This is a genomic window from Methanoculleus receptaculi, from assembly GCF_033472595.1.
GTDB lineage: Archaea > Halobacteriota > Methanomicrobia > Methanomicrobiales > Methanoculleaceae > Methanoculleus > Methanoculleus receptaculi.
Window position 1 is genome coordinate 1,767,129 of record NZ_CP137642.1, and the last position, 14,043, is coordinate 1,781,171.

Here is a 14,043-nt window from a genome sequence, read left to right on the forward strand (position 1 = left end):
TTCATCACATCGATAGGACGATTTCTATTACGCGCAGGAAGAGGAGGAGCGAACTGACGTGGATCATCAGGATGAACGGCGCTCCCTGCGCTCTCGTGATCTCCGCCTTTGCAATGTAGAACGGCGCCATGCCCTCTCCCATGACGCCGAGCACCAGGAACGCCTTCGCGAAGAGGGGAACCGCCACCGCGCCGGTGAAGAGTTCCCACATGCTCAACGTGCCGGTGTTCGCGAGGATGATCGCCGCGCCCCCAAAGAGCGGGACTGTGGCGAGCATCGCAACGATACCGTACTGGAACGCGGCGTTTAAGACATGCCGGTTCCGGTAGGCTGCGACGATGCCGATGTTCGTGATCCCCACCATCGAGGCGAAGAGGGTGAAGTTGAAGACGTCCCCGGTCACCATCGCCCCGAGCGTAGCGAGCCCGCAGGCGATCGCCATGAACCGCTGGAACCGCAGGAGGTCCGGGTCGACCTCCTTCGTGTAGTAGGCGTCGCCGCCGAACGCGATATCCACCTGCCGCTCCGGGCGGCTCACGATGACGAGCATCGTGAAGATGAGGGCAAAGACGAAGAGCACTGCGGTGTAGGGGCTGAAGTAAGCGACGATGTCGCCGAACTCCAGCACGAAGAGTTCCGGCCCGCCGATGTTCGGCGTCGGGAGATTAAACATCCGGACCACCTCCCCGCATCGTTCCCACAAGGGACATCTTTGCCATCACCTTGATGAGGATTGCTCCTCCGGCGATCATCACAGCAAAGAACCAGTACCCCGGAAGGAACATAAAGATAAAGAATGCTCCTATCCAGAACGCCCACGCGTAGCCGCTTACGGTCTCGATCAACTCGAACCGCTCGGCGTGTCCCCGGCACATGAAGTAGAAGACCACGCCGACCGCGGCGATTACTCCGCCGGTGAATCCCGATAGGACGATGCCGTAGGCGACCAGAATCAGCGCGAGGATGCCCGGAGCACTGTCCATCACCTCGATTCGGAACGCCGGGCCCGCCGGCGCCCGGAGCCCTTCCTTCGTGATGTAGACCTCCGAGATGGCCATCAGTTCGGATATCCCGACGACGAGCCCCGGGAGGATGAGCGCCTCGGCAAGGTCGGTGGCGACGAGCGCGATCAGGACGAGGGCGAGGATCTCCGCGAGATCGGTGAGGAGGATCCGGTGCAGATCGTCCTTCTCCCGGACGAGGGCGGTAAACCCGATGATGATCGCAGCCGCGACGACGACCAGACCGACCGGGTAGGCAATCTCCATCAACCATCCCTCCTGAAGAGGTAACTTGCAATCCCGAACGCTACGAAGAGGATGCTCGTCTCAACGACGGTATCCAGCCCCCGGGTGTTGTAGAGAATCTCGTCGAGGATGCCGCCCGGGTGAGCGACGATCGTCGTCCCCATATGGTGGGTGATATCGGCGAGCCACTGGCTGAACGGTGTCAGGTAAGCGGTCACGTAACCGACGTAGGGCGAGTTCTCAGGGTACTGCGCCTTCACGGGGGTCGTCCCGAAGGGCACGCCGCCCCGGTCGTAGGGATCGAGGGTGCTTGCGGGGTCGAGGGTTTTGGGGTAGAGCTGGTCGTCCTGGTAGGCGATGAACGGCAGGGTGACGAGGCCGAGTATGACGACAACGATTGCAAGGAGCGCATACAGCGCGGTGAGGTTCTCGACCCTTGAAGTCGTCGCGGATATCCGGGTGATGATCGACCGGTTTGGCGTCATTCTACGGCCTCCTTGCGCTCGATAACCCGGACGAGGACGAAGGTCGAGATCGCCGTAACCCCGATGAACGTCAGTAGGGCGAGCATCTCGTCATAGGCGAGCATGATCAGGAGGAGGCCGAACGCGGGGATCTCGAGGCTGATCAGCCTCCCGAGGTAGGTCATCGGGCGCGGGAACCCGGCAGCGATCACCCCGACGATGAGGATGATGCAACCGAGGACGAACTCAGGCGTCATGGGCATCCCTCCCGCAGATCAGCAGTATGATGATCGTGGTGACGGGAACAATCAGGCTGACGGCGATGAGGACGTCCAGGTAGCCGCGGGCGGCGATGAATGGTGCGATGCCGCCGAAGGTGATCCCGACAGCGATCAGCTTGTCGAAGCGATCCCGCTGGAGGTGGGCGCTCACCGCCCCGATGAGCGCCACGGCCGCGAAGAGAAGGACGAGGAGGTCATCCATGCCGCTCACCCCCCGCATACGTGCTCGCTATGGCGTTTGCCTCGAGCGTCGAGCCGACGAAGTAGGCCGCGGCCGCAACGAGGGAGAGAGGATGGTTGAGCAGCAGGACGATCGAGGCGGCAATGGCGAAGTTCATGACGTTCACGTAGGGGAGCTTTCTGCCGGTGTTCTTCTCAAGAGTCGCCCTGATCGCGGCAAAAACCGCCAGAGCGGCCACGAGGTAGAGCGCGATCACTGCCGGACCCTCCAGAGCCGTGCAAGAAGCCTGCTCGCGTGAACGTGAGATAGCCCCTGGATGGTGAGGATGGCGACAACCATGCCGGCGATAAAGTCTGTTGCAGCAAAACCGACCTGGGTGAAGCCGTAGACGACGAACGTGGCGAGGACTGCGCCGGTGGTCCCGGCGTAGCCGGGATCGTGGCAGATGCGGTTGCCGATGAAGACGAACGCGGCCGCGATGAGCCCGCCGGGGATACCGGCGACGTAGACTCCGCAGGCAGCAAGGAGCGTCCCGGCCGAGGCGTCGGGGGAGCAGACGATGTTTCCCATCATGGTGCCGCCGGCAAGAGCGCCGCCGCCGGCTTCGATATCCCGCGCGACGGCAGACGCTCCGCTGACGCCCCCCGCTTCCGGCAACCTGAAGAGAATATCGACGGTCACGAAGAGAATCCAGCTGATGGTCGCTGCCGCCAGGATATGGAGGAACTCGTCCAGCATTCTAGCTCAACTAATGGAAAATACGGTCGATCAATTCAATAAAGGTTTTGTTGTTAACATTTCGGGCCCGATTCGGCCGAAATTCGACTCCGGCGCATCTTCGGCATGACAGGGCCTGGTTAATTTTGTATATAATGTAACGTATTTTATACACAATATATTTTCCCACGTATGCATTAAAGGATTTATTTGACCGCCATTCCCTGATCCAGGAGACGTGAAGAGTTTTCGGATCAGATCCGGGTGCGGGCGGTACCGCGCACGCCACCTCCCGGACGGCGTGCCTCCGGCGCCGGGGAACAAGTATAATTCTCCCGGCACCGACATATATGCACGCGGGGGTTGCCGAGCCAGGTCAAAGGCGCTGGATTTAGGGTCCAGTCTCGAAGGAGTTCAAGGGTTCGAATCCCTTCCCCCGCATACGCACAATTTTCAAGGTTTATTTCCTCCGATCGAGGATCATCGTACTCACGCGACCGGGAGGGGATCACTGACTCCTGCACTACCTCCGCCGCCGCAATTTCGCTCACATGATCTGCCGCGCTACCCTGACCGCACTCCAGCACGGATGCGCTTCATTTCAAGGTAGGTCGGGTCACGAGGCCTGGCGAGCTGGAAGGCAGGCGAGGGGTGACTGGCCGGAGAGTGCGACGGTTTGTTACGCGACCGTCCGTAGGACAGGAGCGTGAACACCGCAGGAACGACGTTCCCTGGCAGCAGCTCCGGGCTCCTACGTCTCCTTTGCCATCCGTGCGATCTCCTCCGGGGATAGAGAGGCATACCTCTGATCGGACACCACCGATCTCATAAGGTCCGGATCGGCCTCCAGCCGGCTGGTGAGGCATTCCGTAAGCACCCGGAGCAAAGGGGACTCCGATTCCGCACGCGAGTAGTACATCCACAGCCCATCGCGACGAGCGGTCACCAGGCCTGCATGGCGGAGAACTGTGAGGTGACGCGAGATCTTCGTCTGGGGCATCGCGAGGGCCACCTGTATCTGGCAGACGCAGAGCTCGCCTTCCCCGAGCAGAAGGAAGATTCTGAGCCGGGTCTCATCCGAGAGAGCCTTAAAGATCGTGACATAGGAGTGAAGATTGTCAGCCTCCCGGCGATGCGACCGGACGGTCATATGCCGCCACCTCCTTTCATACGCGCGGATCCAGTGAGATTCATGCGATCACGCCCCCGAGCTGGAACGCCTGCAGGACGATGCCGGTGAGGATCGCGACCCCCAGCACCGTGGCGACGAATGCTGCGACAAGCCTGCGCTCAAATATCGAAGCAAGAAGGGTCACTTCCGGAATGCTCGCGCCCGCCCCGCCGATGATGAGCGCCATGACCGCACCGACCCCCATCCCCTTGGCAGCAAGTACGGCACTGATGGGGATGATCGTCTCTGCCCGGATATACATGGGGATGCCGATGATCGCTGCGACCGGGATAGCGAGCGGGTTCTCCGGTCCCGCGAGGGAGACGATCAGGTCTTCCGGGACAAAACCGTAGATGAAGGCCCCTATGGCGGCACCGAGGACGAGGTACGGCAGTACCTGGCGGAAAAGCGTGAACGCAAACCCGAACGCCGAACGCATGCGCGTACTATGGGTGGGCGGCGCTACGCCGGCGGTCCCGCACGCGCAGGAACAACATCCGGCTGCCGCTGTCCCCTCATCACTACTCTTCTCTGTTCCAACCGCTTTCACGAATCGCAGGTACCCGCGGCGTTCGAGCGTAAGACCGGAAAGGACGGCGATAATGAATGCAATGACGCCGTAAACCAGCGTCGGAAACGGGCCGACGAATGCGAGGGCCAGGAAGATGATGATCGGGTTTAAGAGCGGCGACGCGAAGAGGAATGCCATACTTGCCCCGAAGGGAACTTTCGCCTTCAGCAGCCCTACCAGCACCGGAATCGTCGAGCAGGAGCAGAACGGCGTGAGGGCACCAAAGACGGCTCCCATGGCGGTTCCGAGCACCGGGTACCTGCTGGTGAGCGCGCGTTTGATCTTCTCTTCCGGGACGTATTCCTGGATGAGTCCGACGACAAAACTGATCCCGATAAAGAGCAGGACAAGTTCGGCGGTGATGACCAGGAACGTCTGGACCACGTCGACAAGATCGTTGATGCCTATCATAATACCATATATTCGTATATTCGAATATACATATATAAGTATCCTTTTGCGATGGTGGCGGTGACACGCTGCGTCGGATGCCGGTGAAGGCCACGATCAGGATAGGCGGCGGGGAGACCAGAGATCTCCCGCGTCAGGGGCACCGCCTGAAAAACAGGGGCGAGCGCGGCCGCACCGGGGCATCCGGCGCGTGTCGAGGACAGCCCGCGGTTCACCGCCGGATCGCCTCAAGCACGGCGGCCGAAAGGCGCTTGATCTCGTCGAACCGCGGTTCGGCCATCCCGTTCTTTGCGATGCCGCAGTCGGTCGCAACGATATGCAGGTGCGGCTCGATGCCGAGCGCCCTGAGTTTCTTCTTCCCGCAGCAGTCGGCGCACCCGTCCAGCACCAGGACGCGATCCGCGTGCCGGATCACAGTCTCCAGCGCCGCCGTCGGCCGGGTGGCCGCGATGCAGGCCTCGACCGCTCCACAGGAGCAGTGGAGGAGCATCGCCCCCGTCTGGGCGGTCAGCTTCCCGGTGTTCGAGATCCCCGAACAGGCGATGACAGTGACCGCCAATCAGTTCCCCCCGAACGTCGCGTCGATCCAACCCGTAATCTCGTCCCGGATCCGCCGGACGCCTTCCATGATCTCCTCGTCGGTGCCGGCGAGGTTCGACGGGTCCGGGAACTCCTGATGGATCTCCTCCTTCGCCCAGGGGAAGAAGGGGCAGATCCCGCCCTCGCAGACGGCGACAAGGAGATCCATCTCCTGTTCGTCGAACTCACCGAGATCCTTTGAGCGGTGGCCGGAGATGTCGATCCCGATCTCGGCCATCGCCCGGACCGCATAGGGGTTCAGGGTTCCAGGTACCGTGCCGGCCGAGAAGGCCTCGTAGCGGTCGCCGTAGCGGGCGTTCATGTACCCCTCCGCCATCTGCGAGCGGGCGGAGTTGTGGGTGCAGACGAAGAGGACTTTCTTCTTCACGGTATCACTCCAGCCCGAGCGCTTTCAGCACCGCCCGGGCGATCAGCTCCGGCGGGGTCGACTCGTAGCGCTCGCCGTCATACTCGACCGCACGGCACGTTGCATCGTCCTGCCCGGTGATGCAGGCGCAGGAGGCACAGGGCGTGCTGGTAACTTCCATGCCCTCGATCAGGTCCTCAAGCGGCATGCCGTTGAAGAGGATGCTGTTCGACTCTCCGATTGCCGCGTTCTCGAGGGGCGTCTCGACAACCCGGACCGTGATGCCCTCTTCCTCGAGGATGGGGCGTATCTCTTCGACGACGTCCATCACTGCACGTCCCGTCTCGCCGCACCTCTCGCAGGTGTTCTCGATGTCTCTTCCAATATGCCGCCATTCGACGACGAGTTCCTGTTCTACCATATCGATCTCTCCTGAATTATCGTACCACCAGCACGTGGCTTTCCGACCGGTGCACGACCGCTTCGGCCACCCCGCCGAAGATCTGCTCTGCAATCCCGTGCCGTCCCTTCGCTCCCAGGACGATAAGCGTTGCGCCGCGTTCCTTTGCAAGGGAGAGCACCTCGTCGATGGCATTCCCCGTCCGGAGGACGGTGCCGACGTTTGCAAACCCGGCTTCCTCGAACTGCCGCTTCAGAGCCGCGAGCCGTCCTTCGTCGCGCCGGTTGAACGCCGCCATCTCTTCGGGCGAGGCGTACGCGAGATGCCGGAGGTCCTGGATGTGGGCGACGATCACCTCATCGGGGTGCGCCCCGGCCATCCACGAGAGGCAGGGGATGCACCGCTCTGCATACGCCGAGAAGTCCGTCGCGTACAGGATGCGCCCAAAGAGCCGGTCGGCCGCGAGCCGGCAGGTCGTTTCATCGGCCGTCCCGATGATCCGCAGCCGGACGAGGAGGACCGGGTCGTTCACGTTCCGGAGGACGTCTTCCGTGGTGCTGCCGAGGAGAACCCGGGATACCAGGTTCCTCCCGTGCGAGCCGAGGACGATGAGCGCGTAGCCGTCCCGCTCCGACCGCTCGACGATCTCGATCGAAGGGATGCCGCTGACCACCTCCGCGGTCACGGACGGAGCCCCGCACGCGACCAGCCGGTTCCGCCAGGCCTCGAGCACCTCCCGGTCGTGGTCGAGGATCTCCGGGGCCGCCAGGGTGTCCCGCACGTTCGCCACATGGAGGAGCCGGATCTCCTGAACGCCGAGACGCACGATCTCCTCGACCGCCGAGAGGATCTTCTCGCCGCTCTCCGCCACGTCGAGCGGCACGAGCACGTTTCCGAGCTTTCTGCCATTTGTCATTCTATCTCACCTCCAAACATGCCCTGTGTCCCGAGGCAGATCCGCACGAGCATCAGCATCACCGGCACCTCGATCAGCACCCCGACGACCGTCGCCAGCGCCGCCCCAGAGCCGAGGCCGAAGAGGATCGTCGCGGTCGCGATCGCCACCTCGAAGTGGTTCGAGGCCCCGATCATCCCGGCGGGCGCCGCGTCGCGGTAGGCGAGTTTCAGCCGCCGCGCGAGGACGAAGTAGCCCAGAGTGAAGATGAAGAGCGTCTGGATGAAGAGCGGGATCGCGATCCAGAGGATGGTGAGCGGATTTGCGATGATGACGTCGCCCTTGAAGGTGAAGAGGAGGACGAGCGTGCCGAGGAGAGCGGCGATGCTCACCGGGGTCAGGTAGTGCAGGAACCTGGTCTCGAACCAGGCCATGCCCTTCCGGGCGATGATCCACTTTCGCGTCACGTAGCCTGCCGCGAGGGGAAGGCCGACGTAGACCGCGACCGAGAGGAGGATCGTCTCCCAGGGGATCGGCATTGCGGCGACGCCGAGGAGGAACCCGCCGAGCGGGGCGTAGAGGACGAGCATCGTGAGCGAGTTGATCGCGACCATCACGAGCGTCAGGCCGTCGTTGCCCCGTGCGAGGTAGCTCCACATCAGCACCATCGCCGTGCAGGGGGCGATGCCGAGCAGGATGCACCCGGCGACGTAACTCCGCCAGAGCTCGACCTCGACGCCGCTCGGGAGGATCTCGGTACCGGGGAGGAAGTCGACGAAGAGGTAGCCGAGGAAGAAGGTGGCGATGAGGTACATCGTGAAGGGCTTGATCGCCCAGTTCAGGACGAGCGTCAGGGCGACGGGTTTCGGGGTCCTGGCGGCCCGGAGCACTTCGGAAAAGTCGATCTTCACCATGATCGGGTAGATCATGAAGAAGAGGGCGATGGCTATCGGTATCGAGATCTGGTAGACCGAGAAGGCGTCGAGCGCGACCGCGACGCCGGGGAAGGTGCTGCCGAGGAGGATCCCGGCAACGATGCAGAGCGCCACCCAGAGTGTGAGGTACTTCTCGAACGTCGATAGGCGCCGGGTTTTTCCTTCTCCCGTCATCTCATTCTCCCCTGCCATCGGCGTGTATCTCCGCTACTTCTCCCCCTACTCCTCCCAGGCTGCGCTGACCACCGTCTCGACGTCCTCTTCATCGTCGACGGGGCTCTGACCGGCACGCCGGCGGTGCAGGCAAGGATGCCATACCCCTCCAGCGTCAGCTGGACTGCGGCGCTGTTCGAGATCTGGCCGGTGTTCGACGCTCCAGCACACGGGAAGAGCACTCGTTTCTTCCCGCCTTCGGGGACGCCGGGGCCCCCGCAGACGCATACTACAGGCTGCTGCACTGCCATCTCACTTCTCTCCAAGCAGTATCTGCTTGATATCCTCAACGCAGGGGACATGGCCGACGACCTTGGCCTCGCCGTCGACGTAGAGCGCCGGCGTCAGCATCACCCCCCGTTCGATCATCTCATCGAGGCCTTCGATCTTGCGGATCTCCGCATCGATCTTGAGGTCCCTGACAGCAATTTCCACATTCTTCAGCATCCGCTTGCATTTGGCGCAGCCGGTCCCGAAGACTTCAACCAGAACCATCGCTCCTCTTCCTCCACGGGGAAAAGGGGGTCTCACCCCTGCAGGATCTCCTTGATCTCTTTCACGTCGGCCACCCGGCCGGAGACCTTGAGTTCCCCGTCGACGGCGAGCGCCGGCGTCAGCATCACGCCGCGGTCCATGATCTCGGTGATATCGTCGACCTTGACGAGTTCGGCCTCGATGCCGAGGTCTTTGATCGCCGTCTCCACGTTCTTTGTGAGCCGCTTGCATCTGGCGCAGCCGGTTCCGAGTACTTCAACCTTCATTGTTTCTTCACCTCGTTCTGGTATTCTGCAAGGAGCGCCGTCCGGTAAAGCGGTTCCGCTCCCTTCGGGATGTAGTTGTAGATCTTTACCTGCCCGACGAGTTCGTCGCCGATAGCGGTCTCGCCCGTGATACCGCTTTCGATGACGTCGGCCAGGATGTCGTCGAGCATCGCGAGCCCGACGACGACCCCGCCGACCTCGATCCGGCGGATCCGGCGCATGGCCTCGGCGGCGCAGCAGGGTTTCTCTCTCTTCTTCGTCTCCATGGGTTCTCTCCTAGATAAGCAGCATGCCGTTCCCGTACAGGAACCCGGCGACGGTCGCGAAGACGACCACCAGCGCCACGTAGGCCGCCGTCTTCTTCGCCCCGGCGATCCGCGAGATGACGAGGACGGAGGGGAGGCTGATCGTCGGGCCCGCGAGCAGGAGGGCAAGCGCCGGTCCCGGGGCCATGAGGCCTGCCGAGTAGCCGAAGGTCGTGCCGATGATCGGGACCTCGAGCAGCGTCGGCATGTAGAGGATCATCCCGACGATTGCCGCAAGGAAGTTTGCCGCGAGCGAGTTGTTCCCGAAGAAGGGCTGGAAGGTCTCGGGCGGGAGGAAGAAGGCGATGATCCCGACGAGGAACGTTCCCCCGATCAGGATGGGAAAGATCTTCTTCGTGAGGTCCCAGGTCTCGAGCCCCCAGTCGGTCACCTCGTCGCGGTCGTAATAGTAGATGAGCAGGACGGCGATCGCGAGCGTGAGAATGTAGACGATGCCGAGCCGGAGCGCCCACTCGAGCTGCGACGCCCCGAAGACCAGCACCCCGACCAGGAGGGCGAAGAACGCGGGCGTGACCCAGCGTGGTTTCTCCTCCTCACACGCCCCGGCGACGCTCGGCGCCATCGCCCTCTGCTTGAGCGTCTCGATATCGGTCGACCGGAAGATCAGCGCCATAAAAAGCCCGATGACGATGGCGAGCACGACCGCAAAGACCGCCCGTGCTATCCCGAGGTCGAAGCCGAGCACCCGGGCGGTGTAGATGATCGCGAGGATGTTGATGGCCGGTCCGGCAAAGAGAAACGTCGTCGCGGGGCCGATGCCGCTCCCTTTCTTGAGGATGCCGGCAAATATCGGCAGGATGGTGCAGCTGCAGACGGCAAGAATCGTCCCCGATACCGATGCGATTCCGTAAGAGATGTGTTTGGGCGTGTCCGGGCTGAAGTACTTCAGGATCGCCTCTTTCTTGACGAAAGCCGCGATGGCCCCGGCGATGAAGAACGCCGGGACCAGGCAGGTGAGGACGTGTGCCGAGAGGTAATCGAGCACTGCCGCGAGCCCCGACGCAAGAGCGCCTATGAGTATGTCAATCATTATCTATTCCTTTTATGCAGTTCGATGTTCTCATGCGGGATGTTCATCCGGATGGCGGCAAGGGCCTGGAACGCCACGCCGGCGAGGGACGGCGACCCCGATGATCCCCCCAAAGAGCGGCATCCGTTCATATCCGTGTTCATTCGCTCACCGCTCCCGCTTCTCATCGGACGGCTCACCCTCCACCGGCGGCATGTGTTGACGGCTGTATTCGGCTATAACTGCCGATTTCCCCCTCCGTATCAGGAGGAGCACGCCGATCATGAAGGCGATAACGGCCGCCAGCAGCACCCAGAGTTCCGCTCCGTCCCAGAGCATCGGGTCGGCCATCCCTATTCCTCCCGCCCTACTGCATCCTTCCGGAAGAAGAGGTTGCAGTGGCACTTTCCTTCGCCGGCGATCTCGTCCAGGTGGTAGACGCAGGGGCAGGCAATCTTCGCGTCTTCTTCCGGCACGCCTTTCCGGATGCGGCAGGGGCAGTAGCGTCTGCCGTAACGGAGCTGGTTCCGGGCAAGCCCCCGGATGACGGCGTTTCTGACCCGTACGTCCGGTTGAGCACGAGATCGTGTTCGCGGGCGTACTCCTCCGCCCAGGCACGGATCTCGTCGACCAGTTCATCTTCGGTCAGGGCCGTCGGTTCGTCTGCCATGCTCCGCTTCCGGTCACTCCTTCTTCTCGTCCGTCTTCTTCGGCACAACCTTCATGCCGCCGCAGCAGCAGCCGCAGTCGCTCTCCGGCGCAAGGAGCCTCTTAATCCTTCCGGCGAGGCCTTCCTTCCGGTTTTTGTCGGTGTCGTCTGTCATAGCGGTACGCTCCACTCCGTTTCAACATTATTTGAAACAAAGTAGGCAACGTTATCACATAAAGGTTCTGGTTCCAAAAAGAGTTGAAGGAGATGCAGGCACGGCGGCATTCGGTGTATCGCCGGGGGTGGCGGGGTTGATCGCCGGCGAGGCGCAGGGGAACTGGATCGTCTACCGGGTCACCGATGACGCGGCGGCGTGGACCGTCTGAGGAGCGGCACAGGGCCGCCCCTCCGTGCAAGGAGCACGGTGCAATATTGACCGTTGCGCCGGATATCCCTTTTTCCCTCACGCCAGCTCGTGCTTCCTGAGGTACTCCCGGACCTGCCTCGACTCGATCCAGCCCCTGTCGAGCTCCCGGACGTAACTGTTGATCCGCTCGACCTGCTCCCGGATCTTCTCTACGGCCGTCCCCTCCTCAAGCAGCTCGGTCATGCCGAGGATCACCTGGAGCGGCTGGCGGATGTGGTCGCCGAGGATCGCGAACTGCTCGATGTTCCGCTCGATCTGCTCGAACGCCTGCTGCCGGAGCTGCTCGTTCTGCTTGCGCTCGGTGATGTCCCTGCCGACCACGTGAACCCCGATCACCGACCGGTCGCGGACGATCGGGGATTCGTTCAGCTCGAGGAACGCCACGGATCCGTCTTTGCGGCGGAACACAATCTCGAGCCCCTCGACCGGCTCGCCCCGGGCTATCCTCTTCCGTCCCTCTTCCCACACGGGGAGGGACGAGGGGGCGACGTAGTCGCGGCACTTGCGGCCGATGAGTTCGTCCGGGGTATAGCCGAGGATCCTCATCACCGCCGGGGAGATGTAGGCGATCCCGCCCTCGTGGTAGCAGGTGTAGATCATATCGAAACTCTGCTGCGTGATCTCCCGGAACTGTGATTCGCTCTTTTCGAGGGACTCCCGTGCCTGGAATCGCTCCATCATTCTTCCAAGGCGTCCGGCGATGGTATCAATCAGCGACCGCTCTTCGGCGAGGAACGGGCCTTCGTCCTCCCGGGGCCTCTCGCGGAGGTAGCAGACCACCACCATGCCGACCGTCTCGGCGTTGACGACAATCGGAGACGCCTGCCGCCAGGGCGTCTCCCGGAACCGCTCCGCCCTGTACTCGCGCCCACGGACCGTGATCCTGGCGACGGTATCCTCCGGGTACTGCCAGCCGGAAGGGAGCACCTGAACGGCTTCGCGTAAGATCCCATCAAGCGTGATTCCCGGCCGTTCGATGATCCGTGATATCTCATAAAGGGCCGAGAGTTCACCAATCCGTTTGTTCAGGTCCTGCGTCCGCTTCCGCAGGGCATCTTCCGCCCGCTTCACATCGGTGATATCCCTCGTAATGACCGCGATCCGGGCGACGGCACCGTTTGCGTTCCCGACCGGGTAGAGAACGGCGTCGTACAGGCGCCCTTCCCATGTATCTTCGAACCGCGCGGCCCTGCCCGTCCCGGCAACCTCGCGGAGGCGGGCCGCGTACGTCTCCGCCACGTCCGGCGGGAAGAATTCGGACATATTCATGCCGATGAGGTCCTCACGGGAGAGCGCAAACCACCGGGTCGCCGTCTCGTTGACGTCGATGATCCGGCCTTCCGCATCAAGGAGAACGATCGTCTCTTCGGGAGCGTCGAGGAGAGCGCGGGCCGTCGCCTCGCTCTCCCGGCGCTCCTCCTCGGCACGCTTCCGGTCGGTGATATCGTAGAGCTGCTCGACGATCAACGCCACTTCGCCTTTCTCGTCGAGGATCGGGCTTGAGCGGCATTCCAGGTAACGGCCGAGTTCGGGCACGAACTTCTCGACGACCTCCTGCTTTTTGCTCGCGAGCACAAGGTCCGTCGCACAGACCGAACAGGGCCCGGGCCGCCCGATGAGTTCGTAGCATTTCCGCCCTTTCACGTCCTCCGGCGTCATTCCGAGCATCTCGTAGCCGGCACGGTTGTAGCGGAGGATCGTATGGTCAGGCAACTGGATGCCGACGATGTCGCCGAGGCTCTCAAACAGCCCCTCAAGCAGGGTGTTTACCTCCGCGAGGCGGCGACGGGTCTGCTCCTCCCCGGTGACGTCCTGCCAGGTGACGACGGCACCGGTTATCGTCTCCCCGATCATGATGGGCGAGGCGGATACGGTAATGTGGATCTCCTCGTCCCCGGAGTCGGGGATGACGAACCGGCAGGACTCGAGCGTCTCTCCCCTGAGCGCCCGGTGCCCGGGAAGGTCCTCGGGCCGGACCGGCCTGCCGTCGGGATACCGGAGCGGTGCATCCCGCATCCTCGAGAGCGAACGGGCTATCCGGCTCTCGCCGCACGGACACGCTACGACCCCGCCGTCGGCGTCGTAAACGATCCCCTGCCTGCCTACGGCGGCAAGAAGTGCATCGCGCTCCAGCTCTACCCGGACACTCCGGGCGGTAAGATCCCGGTTTTCGGCGAGTAGGGCATCGATGCCGGCTTTCAGCCTCTCCCACGCCTGAGGGTCAGGAGCGGGGTCGGCATCCTTTAACATCCGCAACAGAACTGCCGGGGACACATCGGATATGCTCCTCATCTACCACTCCACTTCCTGCAACAGTCGGATATCCACATACCTTCGTTCTCTCCTCTACGCATCCTGCAGGGGAAGCCTCCGCGGCATCCGCACCTGCGGCCCTCCCCGCTGAGGCGGCATGGGTTCCTCCACCGGGTCCACCGGACA

At 62.7% G+C, this 14,043-nt stretch carries 24 protein-coding genes and 1 tRNA gene; 2 read left to right on the forward strand and 23 right to left on the reverse strand.

All coding sequences use genetic code 11. The annotated features are described in order from the left end of the window. Window positions 1-4: 4 nt before the first annotated feature. Genes R6Y96_RS09110 through R6Y96_RS09140 form a run of 7 tightly spaced genes read right to left on the reverse strand, consistent with a single transcriptional unit; the run spans window position 5 to window position 2,911 of the window. Window positions 5-673: a hypothetical protein gene (locus R6Y96_RS09110; protein ID WP_318621051.1), complete on the reverse strand. Its 669-nt coding sequence runs from the start codon at window positions 671-673 to the stop codon at window positions 5-7. Further along, the gene (locus R6Y96_RS09115; protein ID WP_318621053.1) at window positions 666-1,268 is read right to left on the reverse strand and encodes an EhaG family protein; all 603 of its coding nucleotides are present in this window, start codon (window positions 1,266-1,268) and stop codon (window positions 666-668) included. Before R6Y96_RS09115 ends, R6Y96_RS09110 begins: the two co-directional genes overlap by 8 nt. Then, window positions 1,268-1,732: a DUF2106 family protein gene (locus R6Y96_RS09120; protein WP_318621054.1), complete on the reverse strand. Its 465-nt coding sequence runs from the start codon at window positions 1,730-1,732 to the stop codon at window positions 1,268-1,270. The genes R6Y96_RS09115 and R6Y96_RS09120 overlap by 1 nt, the downstream gene beginning before the upstream one ends. Next, window positions 1,729-1,968, reverse strand: a complete 240-nt coding sequence (locus R6Y96_RS09125) for a DUF2107 family protein (RefSeq protein ID WP_318621055.1) — start codon at window positions 1,966-1,968, stop codon at window positions 1,729-1,731. Before R6Y96_RS09125 ends, R6Y96_RS09120 begins: the two co-directional genes overlap by 4 nt. Next, entirely contained in the window at window positions 1,958-2,194 is a 237-nt protein-coding gene (locus R6Y96_RS09130) for a DUF2108 domain-containing protein (RefSeq protein ID WP_318621057.1), read from the reverse strand. Before R6Y96_RS09130 ends, R6Y96_RS09125 begins: the two co-directional genes overlap by 11 nt. After that, window positions 2,187-2,429, reverse strand: coding sequence for a DUF2109 domain-containing protein (locus R6Y96_RS09135; protein ID WP_318621058.1), 243 nt, complete (start codon window positions 2,427-2,429; stop codon window positions 2,187-2,189). Before R6Y96_RS09135 ends, R6Y96_RS09130 begins: the two co-directional genes overlap by 8 nt. After that, complete coding sequence (locus R6Y96_RS09140; protein ID WP_318621060.1) at window positions 2,426-2,911, reverse strand: hypothetical protein; 486 nt, start codon at window positions 2,909-2,911, stop codon at window positions 2,426-2,428. Before R6Y96_RS09140 ends, R6Y96_RS09135 begins: the two co-directional genes overlap by 4 nt. 335 nt (window positions 2,912-3,246) lie before the next feature. Between R6Y96_RS09140 and R6Y96_RS09145 the strand changes: the two genes are divergently transcribed. Beyond that, window positions 3,247-3,331, forward strand: a tRNA-Leu gene (locus R6Y96_RS09145). A 310-nt stretch (window positions 3,332-3,641) separates the two neighbouring features. On the opposite strand, the gene R6Y96_RS09150 is transcribed toward R6Y96_RS09145, so the two are convergent. The 15 genes from R6Y96_RS09150 to R6Y96_RS09220 form a co-directional block, all read right to left on the reverse strand. Further along, window positions 3,642-4,040: an ArsR/SmtB family transcription factor gene (locus R6Y96_RS09150; protein WP_318621061.1), complete on the reverse strand. Its 399-nt coding sequence runs from the start codon at window positions 4,038-4,040 to the stop codon at window positions 3,642-3,644. Between the two features lie 40 nt (window positions 4,041-4,080). Further along, a complete protein-coding gene (locus R6Y96_RS09155; RefSeq protein ID WP_318621062.1) occupies window positions 4,081-5,043 on the reverse strand; it encodes a permease in 963 nt (320 codons plus the stop codon). A 211-nt stretch (window positions 5,044-5,254) separates the two neighbouring features. After that, the gene (locus R6Y96_RS09160; protein ID WP_318621063.1) at window positions 5,255-5,602 is read right to left on the reverse strand and encodes a putative zinc-binding protein; all 348 of its coding nucleotides are present in this window, start codon (window positions 5,600-5,602) and stop codon (window positions 5,255-5,257) included. Beyond that, entirely contained in the window at window positions 5,603-6,010 is a 408-nt protein-coding gene (locus R6Y96_RS09165; protein ID WP_318621065.1) for an arsenate reductase ArsC, read from the reverse strand. Between the two features lie 4 nt (window positions 6,011-6,014). Beyond that, window positions 6,015-6,410: a DUF2703 domain-containing protein gene (locus tag R6Y96_RS09170; protein ID WP_318621066.1), complete on the reverse strand. Its 396-nt coding sequence runs from the start codon at window positions 6,408-6,410 to the stop codon at window positions 6,015-6,017. 16 nt (window positions 6,411-6,426) lie between these two features. Continuing rightward, a complete protein-coding gene (locus R6Y96_RS09175) occupies window positions 6,427-7,305 on the reverse strand; it encodes a universal stress protein (RefSeq protein ID WP_318621067.1) in 879 nt (292 codons plus the stop codon). After that, entirely contained in the window at window positions 7,302-8,411 is a 1,110-nt protein-coding gene (gene arsB, locus R6Y96_RS09180) for an ACR3 family arsenite efflux transporter (protein ID WP_318621069.1), read from the reverse strand. The genes R6Y96_RS09175 and arsB overlap by 4 nt, the downstream gene beginning before the upstream one ends. Beyond that, complete coding sequence (locus R6Y96_RS09185; RefSeq protein ID WP_318621071.1) at window positions 8,390-8,734, reverse strand: putative zinc-binding protein; 345 nt, start codon at window positions 8,732-8,734, stop codon at window positions 8,390-8,392. The genes arsB and R6Y96_RS09185 overlap by 22 nt, the downstream gene beginning before the upstream one ends. Further along, the gene (locus R6Y96_RS09190; protein ID WP_318621072.1) at window positions 8,685-8,927 is read right to left on the reverse strand and encodes a thioredoxin family protein; all 243 of its coding nucleotides are present in this window, start codon (window positions 8,925-8,927) and stop codon (window positions 8,685-8,687) included. The genes R6Y96_RS09185 and R6Y96_RS09190 overlap by 50 nt, the downstream gene beginning before the upstream one ends. Before the next feature lie 32 nt (window positions 8,928-8,959). Then, window positions 8,960-9,193 carry a thioredoxin family protein gene (locus R6Y96_RS09195; protein ID WP_318621074.1) on the reverse strand — a complete coding sequence of 78 codons (234 nt, stop codon included), beginning with the start codon at window positions 9,191-9,193 and terminating at the stop codon, window positions 8,960-8,962. Beyond that, window positions 9,190-9,459, reverse strand: coding sequence for a hypothetical protein (locus R6Y96_RS09200; protein WP_318621075.1), 270 nt, complete (start codon window positions 9,457-9,459; stop codon window positions 9,190-9,192). The genes R6Y96_RS09195 and R6Y96_RS09200 overlap by 4 nt, the downstream gene beginning before the upstream one ends. A gap of 10 nt (window positions 9,460-9,469) precedes the next feature. Continuing rightward, window positions 9,470-10,549 (reverse strand): permease, encoded by a 1,080-nt coding sequence (locus R6Y96_RS09205; RefSeq protein ID WP_318621076.1) that lies wholly within the window; start codon window positions 10,547-10,549, stop codon window positions 9,470-9,472. A gap of 147 nt (window positions 10,550-10,696) precedes the next feature. Next, window positions 10,697-10,879 (reverse strand): hypothetical protein, encoded by a 183-nt coding sequence (locus R6Y96_RS09210; protein ID WP_318621077.1) that lies wholly within the window; start codon window positions 10,877-10,879, stop codon window positions 10,697-10,699. Between the two features lie 2 nt (window positions 10,880-10,881). After that, entirely contained in the window at window positions 10,882-11,142 is a 261-nt protein-coding gene (locus R6Y96_RS09215) for a ferredoxin-thioredoxin reductase catalytic domain-containing protein (protein WP_318622516.1), read from the reverse strand. A 69-nt stretch (window positions 11,143-11,211) separates the two neighbouring features. Beyond that, the gene (locus tag R6Y96_RS09220) at window positions 11,212-11,352 is read right to left on the reverse strand and encodes a hypothetical protein (protein WP_292364512.1); all 141 of its coding nucleotides are present in this window, start codon (window positions 11,350-11,352) and stop codon (window positions 11,212-11,214) included. A 31-nt stretch (window positions 11,353-11,383) separates the two neighbouring features. Here R6Y96_RS09220 and R6Y96_RS09225 point away from each other — a divergent pair, with 31 nt between their 5' ends. Then, window positions 11,384-11,563, forward strand: coding sequence for a hypothetical protein (locus R6Y96_RS09225; protein WP_318621080.1), 180 nt, complete (start codon window positions 11,384-11,386; stop codon window positions 11,561-11,563). Between the two features lie 77 nt (window positions 11,564-11,640). Here the strand turns inward: R6Y96_RS09225 and R6Y96_RS09230 are convergent, their stop codons facing one another. After that, window positions 11,641-13,854, reverse strand: a complete 2,214-nt coding sequence (locus tag R6Y96_RS09230; protein ID WP_318621082.1) for a PAS domain S-box protein — start codon at window positions 13,852-13,854, stop codon at window positions 11,641-11,643. Window positions 13,855-14,043: the final 189 nt, after the last annotated feature.